This window comes from Streptomyces sp. NPDC021115 (assembly GCF_044333065.1).
GTDB lineage: Bacteria > Actinomycetota > Actinomycetes > Streptomycetales > Streptomycetaceae > Streptomyces.
This window is the reverse complement of record NZ_JBIRQF010000004.1, coordinates 623685-640655: the sequence shown is the minus strand read 5'-3', so window position 1 is coordinate 640655 and position 16971 is coordinate 623685. Positions and strand designations below refer to the sequence as shown.

Annotated in this window: 15 protein-coding genes; 12 read left to right on the top strand and 3 right to left on the bottom strand. The window is 69.7% G+C overall.

All coding sequences use genetic code 11. The annotated features are described in order from the left end of the window. Position 1: 1 nt before the first annotated feature. From ACH4TL_RS16990 to ACH4TL_RS16950, 9 genes are all read left to right on the top strand, one after another. Positions 2 to 1504 (top strand): ABC transporter permease, encoded by a 1503-nt coding sequence (locus tag ACH4TL_RS16990; protein ID WP_398314685.1) that lies wholly within the window; start codon positions 2 to 4, stop codon positions 1502 to 1504. A 285-nt stretch (positions 1505 to 1789) separates the two neighbouring features. After that, positions 1790 to 2287: a hypothetical protein gene (locus ACH4TL_RS16985; RefSeq protein ID WP_398314684.1), complete on the top strand. Its 498-nt coding sequence runs from the start codon at positions 1790 to 1792 to the stop codon at positions 2285 to 2287. Beyond that, positions 2284 to 3360: a hypothetical protein gene (locus tag ACH4TL_RS16980; RefSeq protein ID WP_398314683.1), complete on the top strand. Its 1077-nt coding sequence runs from the start codon at positions 2284 to 2286 to the stop codon at positions 3358 to 3360. Before ACH4TL_RS16985 ends, ACH4TL_RS16980 begins: the two co-directional genes overlap by 4 nt. A 52-nt stretch (positions 3361 to 3412) precedes the next feature. Further along, positions 3413 to 4339: an IS481 family transposase gene (locus ACH4TL_RS16975; protein WP_398314682.1), complete on the top strand. Its 927-nt coding sequence runs from the start codon at positions 3413 to 3415 to the stop codon at positions 4337 to 4339. A gap of 214 nt (positions 4340 to 4553) precedes the next feature. Beyond that, complete coding sequence (locus ACH4TL_RS16970; protein ID WP_398314681.1) at positions 4554 to 5051, top strand: hypothetical protein; 498 nt, start codon at positions 4554 to 4556, stop codon at positions 5049 to 5051. Further along, positions 5048 to 6124 carry a hypothetical protein gene (locus tag ACH4TL_RS16965; protein WP_398314680.1) on the top strand — a complete coding sequence of 359 codons (1077 nt, stop codon included), beginning with the start codon at positions 5048 to 5050 and terminating at the stop codon, positions 6122 to 6124. The genes ACH4TL_RS16970 and ACH4TL_RS16965 overlap by 4 nt, the downstream gene beginning before the upstream one ends. A 49-nt stretch (positions 6125 to 6173) precedes the next feature. Continuing rightward, positions 6174 to 6650: a hypothetical protein gene (locus tag ACH4TL_RS16960; protein ID WP_398314679.1), complete on the top strand. Its 477-nt coding sequence runs from the start codon at positions 6174 to 6176 to the stop codon at positions 6648 to 6650. 568 nt (positions 6651 to 7218) lie between these two features. After that, positions 7219 to 7701: a hypothetical protein gene (locus tag ACH4TL_RS16955; protein WP_398314678.1), complete on the top strand. Its 483-nt coding sequence runs from the start codon at positions 7219 to 7221 to the stop codon at positions 7699 to 7701. A 144-nt stretch (positions 7702 to 7845) separates the two neighbouring features. After that, positions 7846 to 9660: a protein kinase gene (locus tag ACH4TL_RS16950; protein ID WP_398314677.1), complete on the top strand. Its 1815-nt coding sequence runs from the start codon at positions 7846 to 7848 to the stop codon at positions 9658 to 9660. 92 nt (positions 9661 to 9752) lie between these two features. On the opposite strand, the gene ACH4TL_RS16945 is transcribed toward ACH4TL_RS16950, so the two are convergent. Then, complete coding sequence (locus ACH4TL_RS16945) at positions 9753 to 11036, bottom strand: adenylosuccinate synthase (RefSeq protein WP_398314676.1); 1284 nt, start codon at positions 11034 to 11036, stop codon at positions 9753 to 9755. Positions 11037 to 11250: 214 nt separating this feature from the next. On the opposite strand from ACH4TL_RS16945, the gene ACH4TL_RS16940 reads away from it, so the two are divergent. Then, a complete protein-coding gene (locus tag ACH4TL_RS16940; protein ID WP_398314939.1) occupies positions 11251 to 12285 on the top strand; it encodes a hypothetical protein in 1035 nt (344 codons plus the stop codon). 32 nt (positions 12286 to 12317) lie between these two features. On the opposite strand, the gene ACH4TL_RS16935 is transcribed toward ACH4TL_RS16940, so the two are convergent. Continuing rightward, positions 12318 to 12899: a GbsR/MarR family transcriptional regulator gene (locus ACH4TL_RS16935; RefSeq protein WP_398314937.1), complete on the bottom strand. Its 582-nt coding sequence runs from the start codon at positions 12897 to 12899 to the stop codon at positions 12318 to 12320. Positions 12900 to 13000: 101 nt separating this feature from the next. On the opposite strand from ACH4TL_RS16935, the gene ACH4TL_RS16930 reads away from it, so the two are divergent. Further along, positions 13001 to 13939, top strand: a complete 939-nt coding sequence (locus tag ACH4TL_RS16930; RefSeq protein WP_398314675.1) for an ATP-binding cassette domain-containing protein — start codon at positions 13001 to 13003, stop codon at positions 13937 to 13939. Then, positions 13936 to 15585, top strand: coding sequence for an ABC transporter permease (locus ACH4TL_RS16925; RefSeq protein WP_398314674.1), 1650 nt, complete (start codon positions 13936 to 13938; stop codon positions 15583 to 15585). Before ACH4TL_RS16930 ends, ACH4TL_RS16925 begins: the two co-directional genes overlap by 4 nt. A 126-nt stretch (positions 15586 to 15711) precedes the next feature. Here ACH4TL_RS16925 and ACH4TL_RS16920 read toward each other — a convergent pair whose 3' ends face one another. Next, positions 15712 to 16929: a cytochrome P450 gene (locus tag ACH4TL_RS16920; protein ID WP_398314673.1), complete on the bottom strand. Its 1218-nt coding sequence runs from the start codon at positions 16927 to 16929 to the stop codon at positions 15712 to 15714. Between the last annotated feature and the right edge of the window lie 42 nt (positions 16930 to 16971).

Here is a 16971-nt window from a genome sequence, read left to right as displayed (position 1 = left end):
TATGGCGCTGCAACCAGTCGACAAGCTGTACAGCAACGTCTCCGACCTGCATGAGGCATACGGGCTCACGGACCCGGCGCAGCGTCAGGCGGTCGAGGAGGCATACGGTGCCTTCCGCGAGCACAGTGGGCCATTCATGGCGTCCATCGCCGCGCACATGCTCGACGATCTACGATCGGACGTCCAGAACGACCCCAACCGCGTGGTCGCCTTCCTCGGCCGGGACGGCCACAGTCTGGCCGCGGCGGTTCGCGGGTTGGACCCTGAGTTCTTCGATCAGCACTGCCGTGAAGTGGTGGTGTCCAGGGCCGTGGTGGACGCGGCGCTCCAGGATTTGGAGAAGAACGCTGGAGAACGCTTCCCAGAGGCGGAGGCCTTCCGAGGCGCCCGCAACAAAGTCGATCCGGCGGACGTGGACGGTGCCTACCGGCACCTCACCGACTACCTCCGTGGTTCGGGTATTCCGGTAGGCCACCAGGGCAGCACCGTCACGGTGGTTGACACCAGCTTCAAGGGCACGGTCCAAGAGCTGATGTCCGCAGCCTATCCTCAGACCGAGATCCAGGGCAGATACGCGTTCCTGGCGACCTCGCCGCACGACCCGCACCCCGGAACCAAGCAGGGCTACGTCTTCCATCAGGAGCCGGACGCCGTCTGGCAAGGGTTACCGCAGACATACCTGCCGGAGCAACGTGAACAGACCTTCGGCAACCAGGACGCGCTCGGTGTCATCGAGGAGACCCTGCACGGGCCATTGGGCAGTCCACGAAGCATCGGGGCCCAGGGACCGGACCAGTTGCCGCAGCGGCTGGACCAACAGCCTCTGGTGGGTCTCAATCCGGTGCTCGTGGCAGAGCGATACCGCGATCCGCAAGTACGCGAGGCCGTCAAGGCAGCCGCCGTACTGGCCGTACACGACAGCGCCCGAGCAGCGGCGGAAAGCCGGAGCGCGGGGCGCGACTGGAAGGGCGAACTCTTGCAGTCACGGGAGCGGTTCACCGATCAAGTGCGGTCCTGGGTTTCTCAGGACGGCCGGACGGATGGCAAGCTCGCCACGGTCCTGGACAGCTTCGTGAGGCGTGCTGACAAGAATGTCATCAAAGATCTGGACAAGGCCCTCAAACATGCCCAGGTGGACCAGCGCATGGCCGAGCCGCTCTGGAAGCAGTTCGGCGGTATCAAGTCCCTGGCGGAGAAGAAGCAGTTTCTGCACAACGTGACCACGCCGCCGAAAGGAAGCGGAAAGACACCTGAGGCGCACCTCCGCGAAGTCGTCACGTCGGCTTCGAGCAGGCCGCCGAAGGGGCACACGTCGGGCTCGTCGGTAGCTCAGGCCGCTGCACTCCACCGCCAGACGGGGTCGCCGGGAAGCCCCGCCCAGCCGGGCGGATCGGGCATGCAGAACAAGCGAGGCGGCAGCGTCTCCGGTCACGTATCCCGGCCGGTGCCGCCACGGCCGCCCCAGAATCCACAGCAAGGGAAGGGCGGCGGCCCCAGCCGTTGACCGAGCGACCGCACCACGGCACGATGCGGCTCCCTCCCCCACGTGTAGCCGGGTTCGAGGACAAGGACTAGAGCTCACGGACCCATCGGCCGGTGCGAGCGGTCCCGGGGTGTGGCACCGTGACCACCTGGGCCCCGCGATGATCGAATTGCGTGACCCGGCGGGGCCCTTCGGCGGCTGCAAGGCGGGGCACACCGGCCGAAGGAAACGCCGGTGGTGGAGGAATACGACGGGTGATGAGCCCAGACGGCGGTGTAACCCGTTGCTGATACACGAAGGAGAACGATGAGCCAGGACTACGCGCACTTCTTGAAGCGGTTCCGTGTTCAGGAGGGGGATCGCGTCGCAGAGAACCTGTGGCGTCGAGACGTCAGGACAGGGCATTGGCAGTTCCTGTCGTTCTGGGACTGGGAGTGGCACGAGCCGACGCAGACCATGCGTGAGCACGGGTCGCCGGACGTGGAGTCGCTGCAGCCCGTCAGCGTCGAGCAGGCGAACGATTTGGAGAAGGACCGGGCACGTTGGTTCCTCTACTGGGCGGTCTACCGGAGTGAGCCGAACCCAGGTGACGAGCCAGTGAATGTCGCACGCAAGCGGCCGAGCCCCGAGAGCGGCCGAGACGAGATTTTCGGAACCGGGGACGAGTGGATGAGGACAACCAAGATCTTCGATTTTTACTCCCCCTGGCCGACCGACCCGCCGCACCTTGAGCCCGTTGACGCCGCCGAGGCTGAACGGATTCTCCAGGAGCGGCGAGGGGTGACAGGGGCTACGTCCTGGTGACCGAGGAACACGCCTGGCGGGGCAGCACGGAGAACAACGAGGACCACCTCTGGCTGAGTGCCGCCGAGGACGCGGTGGTGAGGGCGGCCTGGGAGCGGGCAGCGGCCAAGCGTCCCGAGTTCGACGACATGATGCGCGACATCCAGGAGCGCACCGCGCGGAACGGCAGTCAGCTCCCGGGCGACCGTCTGGCCTCGGAGGGTACGCGCGAAATCGACTTCTCCCTGAAAGGTGTCGACTCCCTGCGGCGGAAGGTCGCGACCGACCTTCGCGCAGAGCTCGGCCTGGAGGTCACAGACGTCGTCGCCGACCTGAAGGACCTCAACCGCTACACCCTCACCTTTGAGTCGGCCGCCTATACAGCAGGCACGCAGACCACATTCCAAGAATTGGAACGTCGCGGCTTCGAAAACATCAAGGTCCAGAACACCTGGACCGACCCGGTGTACAAAGGCATCAACAGCGCCTGGGAACACAAGGAATCAGGGCAGCGAATCGAGCTCCAGCTGCACACGCCCGACAGCTTCCAGGTGAAATCAGAAAACCATAAGCTCTTCGAACTCGTGCGTTCAGGCGCTCTGTTGGAAGAGTTCGGTGATGAGAAGGCACCGCCGTACATCGACGCCGCCAACGAGCTGATGAACGACCGGTATCAGCAGTGCCGTGAAACCGGCGACCAGAAGCTACCCATCGAGGTCCCGCAGAATCACGAACTGTTGGCGAAGCCGTTCGAACGGGCGCAGCTCGGCCCACCCGCCAGCGAGGAGCACAAGGCGGCGGTACGCGTACGCGCCGGAGAACCCCAGCCGACGGCACAACAGCACAGCGCGCCTGCGGGCAAGCAAGCCGCACAGCAGCAACTGTCGGTCAGCCAACTCGCCGAGATGAAAGGCGGCCCGAAGAACCCCGTTTCCGCGGCAGCCCAGGCACGCTCCAGCCGCGGCACGGCCCAGGCGAAAGGCATCGGCAACTCACAGCCCGGGCAGGCCCCCAAGAACGGTCCCCAGATCGCTCAGCAGGCTCGCCAGCAAAGCCAGCCAAGAAACCAACACGGTGGCGGAAGAGGACGCTAGCTGTTCTGTCCACGGAGGTTGGTGACAGCGATCACTGACGTGTGATCTTGAAATGAGTGAGGGCCTTCTGGCTCGGTGTGGATTGCGAGATCTGCACCGGCGACCAGAAAGGCCCTCGTGCCGGTTCCAGGTCTCCGTGAGCACGGCCAGGCGATGGGCCGACCGCTACCGGCAGCACGGCGAGGCGGGCATGGCCGACCGGTCCAGCCGCCCGCATGCCAGCCCACGGCGGACCCCGACCCGCACCGAGCGGCGGATCATCAAGGTCCGGGTGCTGCGCCGATGGGGACCTGCGCGGATCGCGGGCCTGCCGCGTCTGGTTCCTTCCACCGTCCACCGGGTGCTCAACCGCTTCGGCCTGGCCCGCCTCACGCACCTGGACCGGGCCACCGGCCGCGTCATACGCCGCTGCGAACGCGCCAGGCCCGGTGAGCTGGTGCATGTGGACATCAAGAAGCTCGGCAACATACCCGACGGCGGCGGCCACAAGGTCCTGGGCCGCCAGGCGGGCCGCAAGACGCGTTCCGGTGCCGGCTACAGCTACCTGCACACCGCCGTCGACGACCACTCCCGCCTGGCCTGCAGCGACATCCTCACCGACGAGAAGAAGGAGACCGCCGTGGCCTTCTGGGGGCGGGCGCAGGCGTTCCTCGCCTCGTGCGGGGTCACCGTCGAGCGCGTGCTGACCGACAACGGCTCCTGCTACAAGTCCCGTCTGTGGCGCGATGCCCTGGCCGCAGCCGGGATCACGTACAAGCGCACGCGCGCCTACCGGCCACAGACCAACGGCAAGGTCGAACGGTTCAACCGCACTCTGCTCGACGAATGGGCCTACGCCCGCCCCTACCGTTCGGAACAGGAACGACGCGACGCCTTCCCCGACTGGCTGCACACCTACAATCACCACCGCGGACACACCGCGCTGAAGGGGCAGCCACCCGCCAGCCGCGTTCCGAACCTCACGGGGCAATACAGCTAGAGCTCACGGACCCATCGGCCGGGGCGAGCGGTCCCGCCGTGTGGCACCGTGACCACCTCGGCCCGGCGACGATCGAATTGCGTGACCCGGCGGGGCCCTTCGGCGGCTGCAAGGCGGGGGCACACCGGCCGAAGGAAACGCCGGTGGTGGAGGAATACGACGGGTGATGAACCCGGGGTGACGTCCAACCATTGCTGAAACATGAGGGAGAGCGATGAGTCGAGAGTACGAGTACTTCCTGGATCGATTCCACATTCAGGAGGGGAACCGCGTCGCAGAAAATCTGTGGCGTCGAAAGGTGAGCACAGGGGACTGGCAGTTCCTGTCTTTCTGGGACTGGGAGTGGCACGAGCCGACGCAGACCATGCGTGAGCACGGGTCGCCGGACGTGGAGGACCTGGAGCTCATCAGCGCCGAGCAGGCGGACGAGTTGGAGAAGGACCGGGCACGTTGGTTCCTCTACTGGGCGGTGTACCGGAGTGAGCCGAAGCCGGGCGACGAGCCGGTGAACGTCGCACGCATGCGGCCGAGCCCCGAGAGCGGCCGAGACGAGATCTTCGGAACCGGGGACGAGTGGATGAGGACAACCAAGATCTTCGATTTTTACTCCCCCTGGCCGACTGATCCGCCGCACCTCGAGCCCGTGGACGCCGCCGAGGCCGAACGGATTCTGCGGAAGCGGCGAGGGGTGACAGGGGCTACGTCCTGGTGACCGAGGAACACGCCTGGCGGGGCAGCGCCGAGAACAACGAGGACCACCTCTGGCTGAGTGTCGCCGAGGACACTGTGGTGAGGGCGGCCTGGGAGCGGGCAGCGGCCAAACGTCCCGAGTTCGACGACATGATGCGCGGCATCCAGCAGCGCACCACGCGGAACGGCAGTCAGCTCCCGGGCGACCGCATGAACTCGGAGGGCACGCGCGAAATCGACTTCTCTCTGAAAGGTCTGGACTCCCTGCGGAGGAAGGTCGCGACCGAGCTTCGCTCAGAGGTCGGCCTGAAGGCCACAGAAGTAGTCGCCGACTTGAAGGACCTCAACCGGTACACGTTGACGTTCGAGCCCGGGGCCTATACGGATGGAGTACGCGCTGCTTTCCAGGACCTGGAACAGCGGGGCTTCGAAAGCATCAAGGTTCAGAATACCTGGACCGACCCGGTGTACAAGGGCATCAACAGCGCCTGGGAACACAAGGAGTCAGGGCAGCGGATCGAGCTTCAGCTGCATACCCCTGACAGCTTCCGAGTTAAATCGGAAAACCACAAGCTCTTCGAACTTGAGCGTTCGGGTGCCCTGCGCGAGGAGTTCGGAAAAAAGAAGGCACAACCCTACATCGACGCCGCCAACGAGCTGATGAACGACCGGTATCAGCAGTGCCGTGAAACCGGCGACCAGAAGCTACCCATCGAGGTCCCGCAGAATCACGAACTGTTGGCGAAGCCGTTCGAACGGGCGCAGCTCGGCCCACCCGCCAGCGAGGAGCACAAGGCGGCGGTACGCGTACGCGCCGGAGAACCCCAGCCGACGGCACAACAGCACAGCGCGCCTGCGGGCAAGCAAGCCGCACAGCAGCAACTGTCGGTCAGCCAACTCGCCGAGATGAAAGGCGGCCCGAAGAACCCCGTTTCCGCGGCAGCCCAGGCACGCTCCAGCCGCGGCACGGCCCAGGCGAAAGGCATCGGCAACTCACAGCCCGGGCAGGCCCCCAAGAACGGTCCCCAGATCGCTCAGCAGGCTCGCCAGCAAAGCCAGCCAAGAAACCAACACGGTGGCGGAAGAGGGCGCTAGCGCACATCAAGACCGGCCTGCCGGTCGGGGCACCGGGTTGGAAGGAAACATGACCGCTCACGTTGACCACATCACCCACGCCGAAAACGGCGCTCCGCGAGTAACCGCCATCGCCCACTGGCAGCACGCCAACGGCCCTGCTCATTGCCTGGTACGCGCCGCCTATCTGCCGGATACGAGCGAAGCAACCGTGCTGGTGTCCGAGATCGCCAGCAATCCCGGCAACCGCGGCATCACCGCGAACTTCGGGAAGGTAGCCGACTCGATTCTCCCCCTGCTGCACCAGACCTTTTCCGCTGGTCTTCAGCGGACAACGTGGATCGCACACTTCGGCGAGTTCAGCTACCACGACCCAGCAGGCCCCGACACCTTTACCACAATTTCGCTGACGCGACATGGTAATGAATTCGTCGACAAGCGGACAGGAGACACCAGGGTCAGTGAAACGGATGTTGAACGCCTGCTCGGGGGCTGGCGACTCCGCCCTGTTCAGGAGGTACTTTCCGAGCTCGGCCATCAGGGGTGAGCGGAGGAAATGGCCAGCCAGGAGGTATCCGGCCGCGCGCTGTTGCGTCAGGCCAGGAAGGTGTACGCGGACTGCCGGGACCAGGTGGAGCCGACAGGTGGGCGCGTGGCCATCATTCGGTTCGAGCCCGCACCTGATGACCCCCCGGAATGGGTGGCCAGGCACCTCGGGTTCGCCGCAGACCACGTCGTCATGCCACACACGACGCAACTCGCCAGGACTTCTCGGAAGCTTTGAGCGTGGCCCCATGGCGGGCGCAGGCAGCCCTATCCGACACGTGAACACGGTCTTCCGAGTAGGAGGGACCGGGGGAGCGCAACTCGGCCACGACACGGTCCGCCTCCCCTGGCACCCAGGCCATCAAGGCGGCGGCCGGTATGAAGTTCGACAGGGGCACCGCCGCCCAACAGCGGCCGGCGGCTCAGGGACACCCGGCCGGGCAGAACAGGCTCGGCGAGGCAGCGCGCGTCACGCCGCCTCGTCCGCCGAACCAGTCGGGTGGCCCTTCTCGCTAGATCGGACGACGCGGGGCCGCACGAACAGAGCCTGACGTGGGAAGGCGTACCCCATGAACGACACCACGGGGATCGAGGAGACCGTCCGCCGCATGGTGAGCGCTGCGGTGGAGCGGGAGGTGACCGAGGGACCGGCGGGTGCGGTCACTGTCGCACTGCGCCGGGGCGCGCGTTCCGTCGAGCTACGCGAGGCGGGCAGCGGATGGCTGGTGGCCTGGCAGGGCTGCGGCACCCACATCGACTGCGGGGACGGCACGTTGGTGCCGAGCCTCGAAGAGGCGCTTGAGCTGGCCGTGCGGCTGCTCGATGCGGAACGAGAAGGACCGGACAAGGAAGAAGAGCGGAGGAAGGCCCGGAAGCCGGTTGCGGAGAACGATCACGCAACGACGAACGGGGTCCGCCTCCGGAACGCGGCGCTCAGCTCTTCGACCACGGCGTCTCCCCACCCACCCAGCGCCTCGCCCGCCGCCGCTCCCCACCCCCGGCCGCACCTGCCAACGGGGCCTGAACGGGGCCGCGGCGGCCGGTCACTGTAACCGGAATGCGACAAATTCAGTGTCGGGCACGACGCCCGAAGTGGCTCATGCGATGAGACCATGACCCAGACCTTCACCCGTCTTAACTGATCGGCCGATCGGCGTTACGGGGACCATCGGCACAGGGACAGGAGCCACACCGCGATGGAAAACCTCGGGGCCCAGGACCCGCGGTGGATCGGCGAGTACCAACTGCTCGGCAGGCTCGGCGAGGGTGGAATGGGCAAGGTGTACCTCGCCCGCTCCGCCCGTGGCCGGACCGTCGCCGTGAAGCTGGTGCAGGCCGAACTCGCCCGGCAACCGGATTTCCGGGGCCGCTTCAAGCGTGAGGTGGAAGCGGCGAGACGGGTGGGCGGCCAGTGGACCGCGCCCGTGCTCGACGCGGACACCGAGGCGGCGGTGCCCTGGGTGGCCACGGGGTACATCGGGGGACCGTCCCTGCACGCGGTGGTGGCCGAGGACTTCGGGGCGCTGCCCGAGCAGTCGGTGCGGGTGCTGGCGCACGGCCTGTCGCTGGCGCTGCGCGACATCCACGGCGCGGGGCTGATCCACCGCGATCTCAAGCCGTCCAACATCCTGATCACGATCGACGGCCCGCGGGTCATCGACTTCGGCATCGCCCGCGCCCTGGACGCGGTGGGCGGCGGGAACAGCAATCTGACGATGACGGGCGCGGTCGTCGGCTCGCCGGGGTTCATGTCGCCGGAGCAGGTGCGCGGCGAGACGGTGACCACCGCGAGCGATGTGTTCTGCCTGGGGTCGGTGCTGGCGTTCGCGGCCACCGGGCGGCAGCCGTTCGGCCGGGTGGACAGCGGCATCCACGCGCTGATGTACCGAATAGCCCAGGAGGAACCGGATCTGGAGGGGCTGCCCGAGGGGCTGCTGGGTCTGGTCACCGCCTGTCTGAGCAAGGACCCCGTGCAGCGCCCGTCCGTCACGGACCTGATCGCGTACACCGAGGCGGCCGCGCCCGACCCCGCCGAGCCCTGGCTGCCGGGCGGGCTGCTGGCCCGGCTCGGCCGGGACGCGCTCCAGCTGCTGGAGGCCGAGAACCCGCATCAGCAGGCGACCGCCGCGGCGCCCGGCCCGCCGCAGGGCGCGTACGCCAATCCGAGCCCCGCACCGTCCGCCTACGCCACTCCCCCCACGCCCTCGGCGTACGCCACCCCGAGCGGCCCGGCGGCGCCCGCGTACCCCATGGCGCAGCAGCCGGGGCAGGCGTGGCCGCAGCAGGGCGGCTATCAGCCCCCGGCCGGCGGCCCTGGCCAGGGCCGGAAGGTGCTCGCGGTGCGGGCGCTGGGGAACACCCTGGTGGCCGTGTTCGGGGTGTGGATGCTGATGACGATCAGCGATCTGTATCTGCGGATGTCGCAGTTCGGCGCGCTCCGCGACATGGCCGCGCACGAGGGTTCCCGCGCCGCGGTCGGCCGCCGGACGACGGCGATCCAGCTGCTGGACCCCGCCCTGGGGATGTGCGTGGTGGCGCTGGTCGCGCTGTGGCTGGTGTGGTTCCGGCGTGCGTACATCAACGCCACGGCCCTGTCCCCCGGCCTGCTGCGGTTCGGCAGCGGCTACGCCGTGGGGGCGTGGTTCATCCCGGTGGCCCTGCTGTGGATCCCCAAGCAGATCGCGAACGACATCTGGACCGGCAGCACTCCCCCGGGCCCCGGCCGGGTGTCGCGTGCGGCGCTGCACTGGTGGTGGCTGCTGTTCGTGCTGATGTGCTTCTCCGCCCCGTCCGCCGGTTTCCTGGAGGTCATCGTCGACACCCAGAACCTGGACGAGCGGATCTCGGCCGCCGGACACATCGTGGACGACTCCATCTCGCTGATGGCCGCGGCGCTGGCCATCGCCGTGGTGGTGAAGCTGACCGGGATGCAGGACCGGCGGCGGGCGGCGCAGCGGCGCCAGCAGCAACAGCCCGTGCCCGCCGGGGTCTTCGGCCCGCCCGTCTCCTGAGAGCGGCCTTCCCCCTGATAGCGCGACGGCCCGCACGCGGCGCGATGACGCCGGGGTGCGGGCCGTGGCAGTGGCGCTCGGGCCGTCGTCGCTCAGAGGAACGAGTTGATCTGGATCGTCTCGTCGCGGCCCGGGCCGACGCCGATCGCCGAGATGGGCGCGCCGGACATGTCCTCCAGCGCCTGCACGTACTTCTGCGCGTTCTTCGGCAGGTCGTCGAAGGTCTTGGCCCGGGTGATGTCCTCGGACCAACCGGGCAGCGTCTCGTAGATCGGCTTGGCGTGGTGGAAGTCGGTCTGGCTGTACGGCAGTTCCTCGACCCGCTTGCCGTCGATCTCGTACGCCACGCACACCGGGATGCGCTCCCAGCCGGTGAGCACGTCGAGCTTGGTGAGGAAGAAGTCGGTGAGCCCGTTGACCCGGGTCGCGTAGCGCGCGATCACCGCGTCGAACCAGCCGCAGCGCCGGTCGCGGCCGGTGGTGACGCCGCGCTCGCCGCCGATGGTGCGCAGCTTCTCGCCGTCCTCGTCCAGCAGCTCGGTGGGGAAGGGGCCCGCGCCGACGCGCGTGGTGTACGCCTTGAGGATCCCGATCACCCGGTTGATCTTCGTCGGCCCGACGCCGGTCCCGGTGCAGGCGCCGCCCGCGGTCGGGTTGGAGGAGGTGACGAAGGGGTACGTGCCGTGGTCGACGTCGAGCAGGGTGCCCTGGCCGCCCTCGAAGAGCACGACCTGGCCCTGGTCAACGGCGTTGTTCAGGAGCAGGGTGGTATCGGCGACGTAGCCGCGGAGGTCGTCCGCGTAGCCGAGCAGCTCCTCGACCACCTGGTCCACGGCGATGGCGCGGCGGTTGTAGAGCTTGGCGAGCACCTGGTTCTTGAAGTCGAGAGCGGCCTCGACCTTCTGCCGCAGGATCGACTCGTCGAAGATGTCCTGGACCCGGATGCCGACGCGGTTGATCTTGTCGGCGTAGGAGGGGCCGATGCCGCGGCCGGTGGTGCCGATCTTCCGCTTCCCGAGGAAGCGTTCCGTCACCTTGTCGATGGTCGTGTGGTACGGCGTGATCAGGTGGGCGTTACCGCTGATCAGCAGCTTGGACGTGTCGACGCCTCGCTCGTTCAGCCCGCTCAGCTCGGAGAGCAGGACCGCGGGGTCGACGACGACGCCGTTGCCGATCACGGGGGTGCATCCGGGCGAGAGGATGCCGGACGGGAGGAGGTGCAGGGCGTACTTCTGGTCGCCGACCACCACCGTGTGGCCCGCGTTGTTGCCGCCCTGGTAACGGACCACATAGTCGACCGAGCCGCCGAGCAGATCGGTGGCCTTCCCCTTGCCCTCGTCACCCCACTGAGCACCGAGCAGCACAAGTGCGGGCACAGGCGTACACCCCTTCCGGGCGGGGCATGTCCAACGTGCGTGGTGGCGTACGTCACCACAAGAGCCGTCGAACCGGTGCCCCGGATAGACGAAGCCCCTGGCGCAACAGCGACAGGGGCTCTTGCACCGAGAGATTACCTGAGGAAGGACCGAGGTGTCGGCTCCAGATCCCTGGCACTCTCCGCCGGACACCGTCCGGGGGCGCCGCCTGCTCATGGTCATCGACCCCAACGCCCGGCAAACGGACGGGGAGTCGGTACGCATCGCGAAGGATGTGCTGTGTGCGGGCGCGCAGACGAAAATCTGCCTGCCGGACGGGCCCGAGGAAGTCGAGCGGGCACTGGCCCGGCGCGGCGGCCGGCGGCCGGTGGTGGTGGGCGACGACCGGGCTCTGCTGCGGGTCGTGGAGCTGCTGCACCGGCAGCGCGAGCTGGCGGACGCGGCGCTGTCGGTCGTCCCCGTGGGCGGGGCGGCCACGGTCGCCCTGGCCCACGCCCTCGGCGTGCCGACGGACGCGGTTGCGGCGGCGCGCACGGTGCTCGACGGAGCCGTCCGCCCGCGCGATCTGCTGGTCGACGAGAGCGGCGGGGTGGTCCTCGGCGGCCTGCGCATCCCCGGCGGGGAAGACGGTACGGCGCCACCGGGCCCGGCCGGGCCCGCCCGCACGGGGCCGGTCGCCGCGGAGGGCGGCATGACCGGCGCGGCGGGCGGCGGCGCGGCGGGCCCCTGCGGCTGCGGCCGCGATCCGTACGCGGTGGACCCGGGCGCGGCCGGTTCCGGCCGGGGCGCCGGTCCCGGCGGTGAGCCGGGGGCGCGGCGCCCGGACTGCGCCGCCGGCGGCCACCACCCCTGGTGGAGCCCGGCGGCGCGCACCGCGCGGACGGCGCTGGGCCTGCTGTCGCTGCCGGTCATGGGGCTCGGCGCGGGCGGCCGGGGGCGCCGGGCGCAGCCGCCGCCGCAGCGGCTGCGGGTCGAGGCGGACGGGGTGCTGCTGACCGATCTGGACCGGCAGGTCGAGGGGGTCTCGGTGTCGACGGCCGCACCAGGCGGCGGGCTGGCCGAGGTGGTGGTGCATCCGCACGCGGACAACGGCGCCGAGGCGCCGGTACGGGCGCGGGCGCGCGCCGTGACCGTCTCCGGGCAGGACTTCCGCTACCACTCGGACGCGCTGGTCCGCGGCCCGGTGCGCAGCCGGACCTGGACGGTGCTGGCCGGGGCGTGGCACCTCACCCTGCCGCATCTGCGCTGAACGGTTCCTGCCGCACGGCCGCCGCTGCCCGGCTACTGCTCCTCGGCCCCACCGCGGGCCGCATGGTGGGCGCGCCAGCGCTCCAGCATGACGCGCAGCTCCTGCTGCATGAACTCGAAGAACTCGGCGGTCTCGGAGGCCCGCTGCCCGGCCGGGCTGTCGGGGCCGAGGACCTTCGCCCCGTCCCGCATGGTGCTCTCCCATCGGGTGAGCACCTGGTCGCGGCGGGTCAGCGTCTCGTACCAGACCTCGTTGTAGAGCCGGTAGCGCTCGCGCCGTGAGCCCGGTTCGCGCTCCCGCGCGACCAGGTCGACCTGGGCGAGGTAGCGGATCGCGCCGGAGACCGCGGCCGGGCTGATCTGGAGCTGCTCGGCGAGCTCGGAGGAGGTGAGCGCGCCGGAGTCGGAAGCGAGCAGCGCGGCGAAGACACGGGAGCCCATCCGCTGCATCCCGGCCTCGACGAGGTCGGCGGCGAACCGCTCGACGAACCGGGACACCGCCTCGTCGTCGCGTGCGTCCTCCGCCGCCTCCCGCGCTGTCTCGGGTGGTGCGTCCCGCGCTGCGTCGGGGGCGGTTTCCTGCGCCGCGTCGTGCGCGCGGTCCGAATCGATCATCTCCCTCACCGGCTCATCATCTCCCCTCGTCATCACATCATCATAAGTTTATACGGTTCCTTAACTTCACAAATTTGTGAAACTAGCGTAGCTTCGCCAGCATGAAAACGGCAATCTCCGCGTCCGGCCTGCACAAGTCCTTCGGCCGGACCCACGCGTTGGACGGCCTCGACCTCGAAGTCGAGGCGGGCGAGGTCCATGGCTTCCTCGGGCCCAACGGTGCCGGGAAGTCCACGAGCATCCGGGTCCTGCTCGGACTGCTGCGCGCCGACTCCGGTGCGGTCCAGCTCCTCGGCAAGGACCCCTGGCACGATGCGGTCGACCTCCACCAGCACATCGCGTACGTCCCCGGAGACGTCACCCTGTGGCGCAGCCTGAGCGGCGGCGAGGTCATCGACCTGTACGGGCGGCTCCGCGGCGGGCTCGACCAGACCCGGCGCGCCCGGCTGCTGGAGCGGTTCGAGCTGGACCCGACCAAGAAGGGCCACACCTACTCCAAGGGCAACCGCCAGAAGGTCGCGCTGGTCGCCGCCTTCGCCTCCGAGGTCGATCTGCTGATCCTCGACGAGCCGACCTCCGGGCTCGACCCGCTGATGGAGGAGATCTTCCGCGAGTGCGTGGCCGAGGAGCGCGACCGCGGGCGCACCGTGCTGCTCTCCAGCCACATCCTCAGCGAGGTCGAGGCGCTGTGCGGCCGGGTCAGCATCATCCGCAAGGGCAGGCGGGTCGAGTCCGGCTCGCTCGCCGAGCTGCGCCATCTGACCCGTACGTCGGTGACCGCCGAGCTGGCCGCCACGCCCAGCGGGCTGTCCGGGCTGCCCGGCGTCCACGGGCTCGACGTCCAGGACCGCCAGGTCAAGCTCCAGGTCGACTCCGACAAGCTGGACGCCGTGCTGCGCCGTCTCACCGAGGCGGGCGTACGCAGCCTCACCTCCACCCCGCCGACGCTGGAAGAGCTGTTCCTGCGCCACTACCAGGACGACATCACCGGCACCGGCGCCGAGGTCCACACCGACCCCGAAGGGGCGATCGCCCGATGACCGCCGTAGCCGACGCGCGGGTCACCGGCCGGGCCCGCGGCTCGTCCCGCGATCTGACCGGCACCGGCACCCTGCTGCGACTCGCGCTGCGCCGGGACCGGATCATGATGCCGGTGTGGGTGCTGTGCCTGGGGCTGACCGCCTCCAGCACCGTCAGCCGCCTCGACAGCGCCTACGAGACCCCTGGCCAGCGCGCCCAGCTCGTCCAGGACATGAACGGCAACGGGGCGACCCGCGCGCTGTTCGGCACCGCCTTCGGCGACTCGCTCGGCGCGCTCACCGTCTGGCGGGTGGGCGCCTTCCTCGCCGTGTTCGCCGCGATCATGAGCCTGCTCATCGTCATCCGGCACACCCGCGAGGAGGAGGAGACCGGCCGCCAGGAGGCGCTGTCGTCCTGTGTGGTCGGCCGCCGCGCGGGCCTCACCGCGGCCCTGCTCACAGTGGCCATCGCCAACGGCGCCGTCACGCTGCTCGTCGCGGGCGGGGTCGCGAGCCAGGGCGGCAGCGGAGCGGTCGCGCTGGGACTGGCCGTCGGGCTGTCCGGGATGGCCTTCGGCGGGCTCGCCGCCATCGCCGCCCAGCTCACCGAGAGCGCGCGGCTCGCCCGGGGGCTCTCCGCGGCCGCCGTCGGCCTGGCGTTCGTACTGCGCATGGCGGGCGACTCCGCCGAGGACGCCTCCAAGGGCTCCGGCCACGTACTGGCCTGGCTCTCGCCGCTGGGCTGGGCCGAGTACGCCCGGCCGTTCGCGGCCGAGCGCTGGTGGCCGCTGCTGCTGATCGCGGTGCTGGCCGCCGCGTCAATCTCCGTCGCGTACTCCCTCGCGGGCCGCCGTGACGTCGGCGCCAGCTTCTACGCGACCCGGCCCGGGCCGCCCGCCGCCGGGCCGTTCCTGCGGGGCGTCTTCGGCCTGGGCTGGCGCCTCCAGCGCGGCGCGCTGGCGGGCTGGGCCGCCGGGTTCGTCTTCGCGGGCGCCCTCTTCGGCGCCATCGCGGACGGCGCCGACGGCTTCCTCGGCGACAGCGACCAGACCCGCGAGATCATCGAGCGGATGGGCGGCGCCCAGGGGCTCAACGACGCCTTCATGGCCTCCATGGTCGGCGTCCTCGGCACCATCCTCACCGTCTACACCGCCAGTTCCGTGCTGCGGCTGCGCGGTGAGGAGACCGACCAGCGGGCCGAACCGCTGCTGTCCAACGCCGTCAGCCGGCTGCGCTGGGCCGCCAGCCATCTGGTCATCTCCTACCTCGGCCCGGTCGCCGTGCTCGCCGTCGGCGGGCTCGCGCTGGGCCTCGGCTACGGGATGGCGTCGGGCGACGTGGGCGGCTCGGTGCCGCGCGTCATGGGCGCCGCGCTCTCCCAGGCGCCCGCGGTGTGGCTGGTCACCAGCCTGACGGTGCTGCTCATCGGGGTGCTGCCGAAGTACTCGGCCGCGGCCTGGGGCATCGTCGGCTGGGTCGTCGCCATCGGCTGGATGGGCCCGGCGCTCAAGGTGTCGCAGTCCGTCATGAACACCTCGCCGTTCAGCCATCTGCCGAAGCTGCCCGGTGAACACGTCACCGCCGCGCCGTATCTGTGGATGGTGCTGGTGTCGGCCGTGCTGACCGCCGGAGGGCTGGTGGCGCTGCGCCGCCGCGACATCGGCTGACCCTTGCTCTCGGCTGCTCTCGGCGCCGGGCCCGCCCTCTCCCCCTGTGGCGGACCCGGCGCCGAGTCATGTGCGGCGCCCATCTCCTCTGACGTCAGACCTTTGCCGGACCTCGGACGTCGGACCTCAGATTTCCACCAGCAGCTCCGTCAGCCCGCGGATCACATAGCCGGGCTGCCACTCGGGCTCCCGAACCAGCCGCAGCCCCGGCGCGGCGCGCAGCAGCGCGCCGAAGGACGCGGCGAGTTCGATACGGGCCAGCGGGGCGCCCAGGCAGTAGTGGATACCGGCGCCGAAGCTGAGGTGGGGGTTGTCGGCGCGGGCGAGGTCGAGCGTGTCGGGCCGCTCGAAGCGGGCCGGGTCGCGGTTGGCCGAGCCGAAGAGCAGGGCGACCTCGCTGCCGCGCGGGATGAGGGTGTCGCCGACCCGGATGTCCTCCAGGACCCAGCGCTCGAACAGCTGGAGCGGGGTGTCGTAGCGCAGCAGCTCGTCCACAGCTGTGGACAGCAGTGCGTCCGGGGCGGCCCGCAGCCGGGCCAGCTGGTCGGGGTGGCGGAAGAGCGTCCACCAGCTGTTGCCGGTGGTGTTGACGGTGGCCTCGTGGCCCGCGTTCAGCAGCAGCACACAGGTGGACACCATCTCCTGCTCGGACAGCCGGTCCCCCTCGTCGTACGCGGCGATCAGCGCGCTGATCAGGTCCTCGCCCGGGTCCTTGCGGCGGGCGGCGATCAGGCCGCGCAGATACGCCGAGAACTCCTCCGACGCCCGCACCGCGCGGCGCGCCGTCTCCTCGTCCGGGTTCAGCTCGAACATCCCGCAGATGTCCGCCGACCAGGGGCGCAGCGCCGGGCGGTCGGCGGGCGGAATGCCCAGCATCTCGGCGATGACCTCGACCGGCAGCGGTTCGGCGACCGCCGCGATGAGATCGCCGCCGCCCGAGGCGGCGAACGAGTCCGCCAGCCCGGCCGCCAGCCGACGGATCGTCGGCACCAGCGCCTGCACGGTGCGCGGGGTGAACGCCTTGGAGACGAGCCGCCGCAGCCGGGTGTGGTCCGGCGCCTCCAAGTCCAGCATGCCGTGGTCGTTGAGGATGTGGAACGGCTCGTGCTCGGGCGGCGGGGCGGTGCGGCCGAACTCCTCATGGGTGAAGCGGTGCAGATACGTACGGCCCAGCCGCCGGTCGGTCAGCAGGGCGCGCACATCCTCGAAGTGCGGGATCAGCCACTGGCGAGAGGGCGCGAACCAGTGCGCCCGGCCGTGCTGGCGCAGGGCCGCGTAGGCCGGGTAGGGGTCGGCGACGAACGACGGCTGCCAGGGGTCGAAGGCAGGGGGTGCGCTGCTCATTTCCGGACCGTATCGCCGCACCGGCCCGTCCTCCAGAGGGCA

What these genes read in the sequence shown, in the direction of transcription:
- ACH4TL_RS16990 (WP_398314685.1), top strand. Translation starts at nt 2, where the DNA reads ATGGCGCTGCAACCAGTCGACAAGCTGTACAGCAACGTCTCCGACCTG.
- ACH4TL_RS16985 (WP_398314684.1), top strand. Translation starts at nt 1,790, where the DNA reads ATGAGCCAGGACTACGCGCACTTCTTGAAGCGGTTCCGTGTTCAGGAG.
- ACH4TL_RS16975 (WP_398314682.1), top strand. Translation starts at nt 3,413, where the DNA reads ATGAGTGAGGGCCTTCTGGCTCGGTGTGGATTGCGAGATCTGCACCGG.
- ACH4TL_RS16970 (WP_398314681.1), top strand. Translation starts at nt 4,554, where the DNA reads ATGAGTCGAGAGTACGAGTACTTCCTGGATCGATTCCACATTCAGGAG.
- ACH4TL_RS16960 (WP_398314679.1), top strand. Translation starts at nt 6,174, where the DNA reads ATGACCGCTCACGTTGACCACATCACCCACGCCGAAAACGGCGCTCCG.
- ACH4TL_RS16955 (WP_398314678.1), top strand. Translation starts at nt 7,219, where the DNA reads ATGAACGACACCACGGGGATCGAGGAGACCGTCCGCCGCATGGTGAGC.
- ACH4TL_RS16950 (WP_398314677.1), top strand. Translation starts at nt 7,846, where the DNA reads ATGGAAAACCTCGGGGCCCAGGACCCGCGGTGGATCGGCGAGTACCAA.
- ACH4TL_RS16940 (WP_398314939.1), top strand. Translation starts at nt 11,251, where the DNA reads ATGGTCATCGACCCCAACGCCCGGCAAACGGACGGGGAGTCGGTACGC.
- ACH4TL_RS16935 (WP_398314937.1), bottom strand. Translation starts at nt 12,899, where the DNA reads ATGATCGATTCGGACCGCGCGCACGACGCGGCGCAGGAAACCGCCCCC.
- ACH4TL_RS16930 (WP_398314675.1), top strand. Translation starts at nt 13,001, where the DNA reads ATGAAAACGGCAATCTCCGCGTCCGGCCTGCACAAGTCCTTCGGCCGG.
- ACH4TL_RS16925 (WP_398314674.1), top strand. Translation starts at nt 13,936, where the DNA reads ATGACCGCCGTAGCCGACGCGCGGGTCACCGGCCGGGCCCGCGGCTCG.
- ACH4TL_RS16920 (WP_398314673.1), bottom strand. Translation starts at nt 16,929, where the DNA reads ATGAGCAGCGCACCCCCTGCCTTCGACCCCTGGCAGCCGTCGTTCGTC.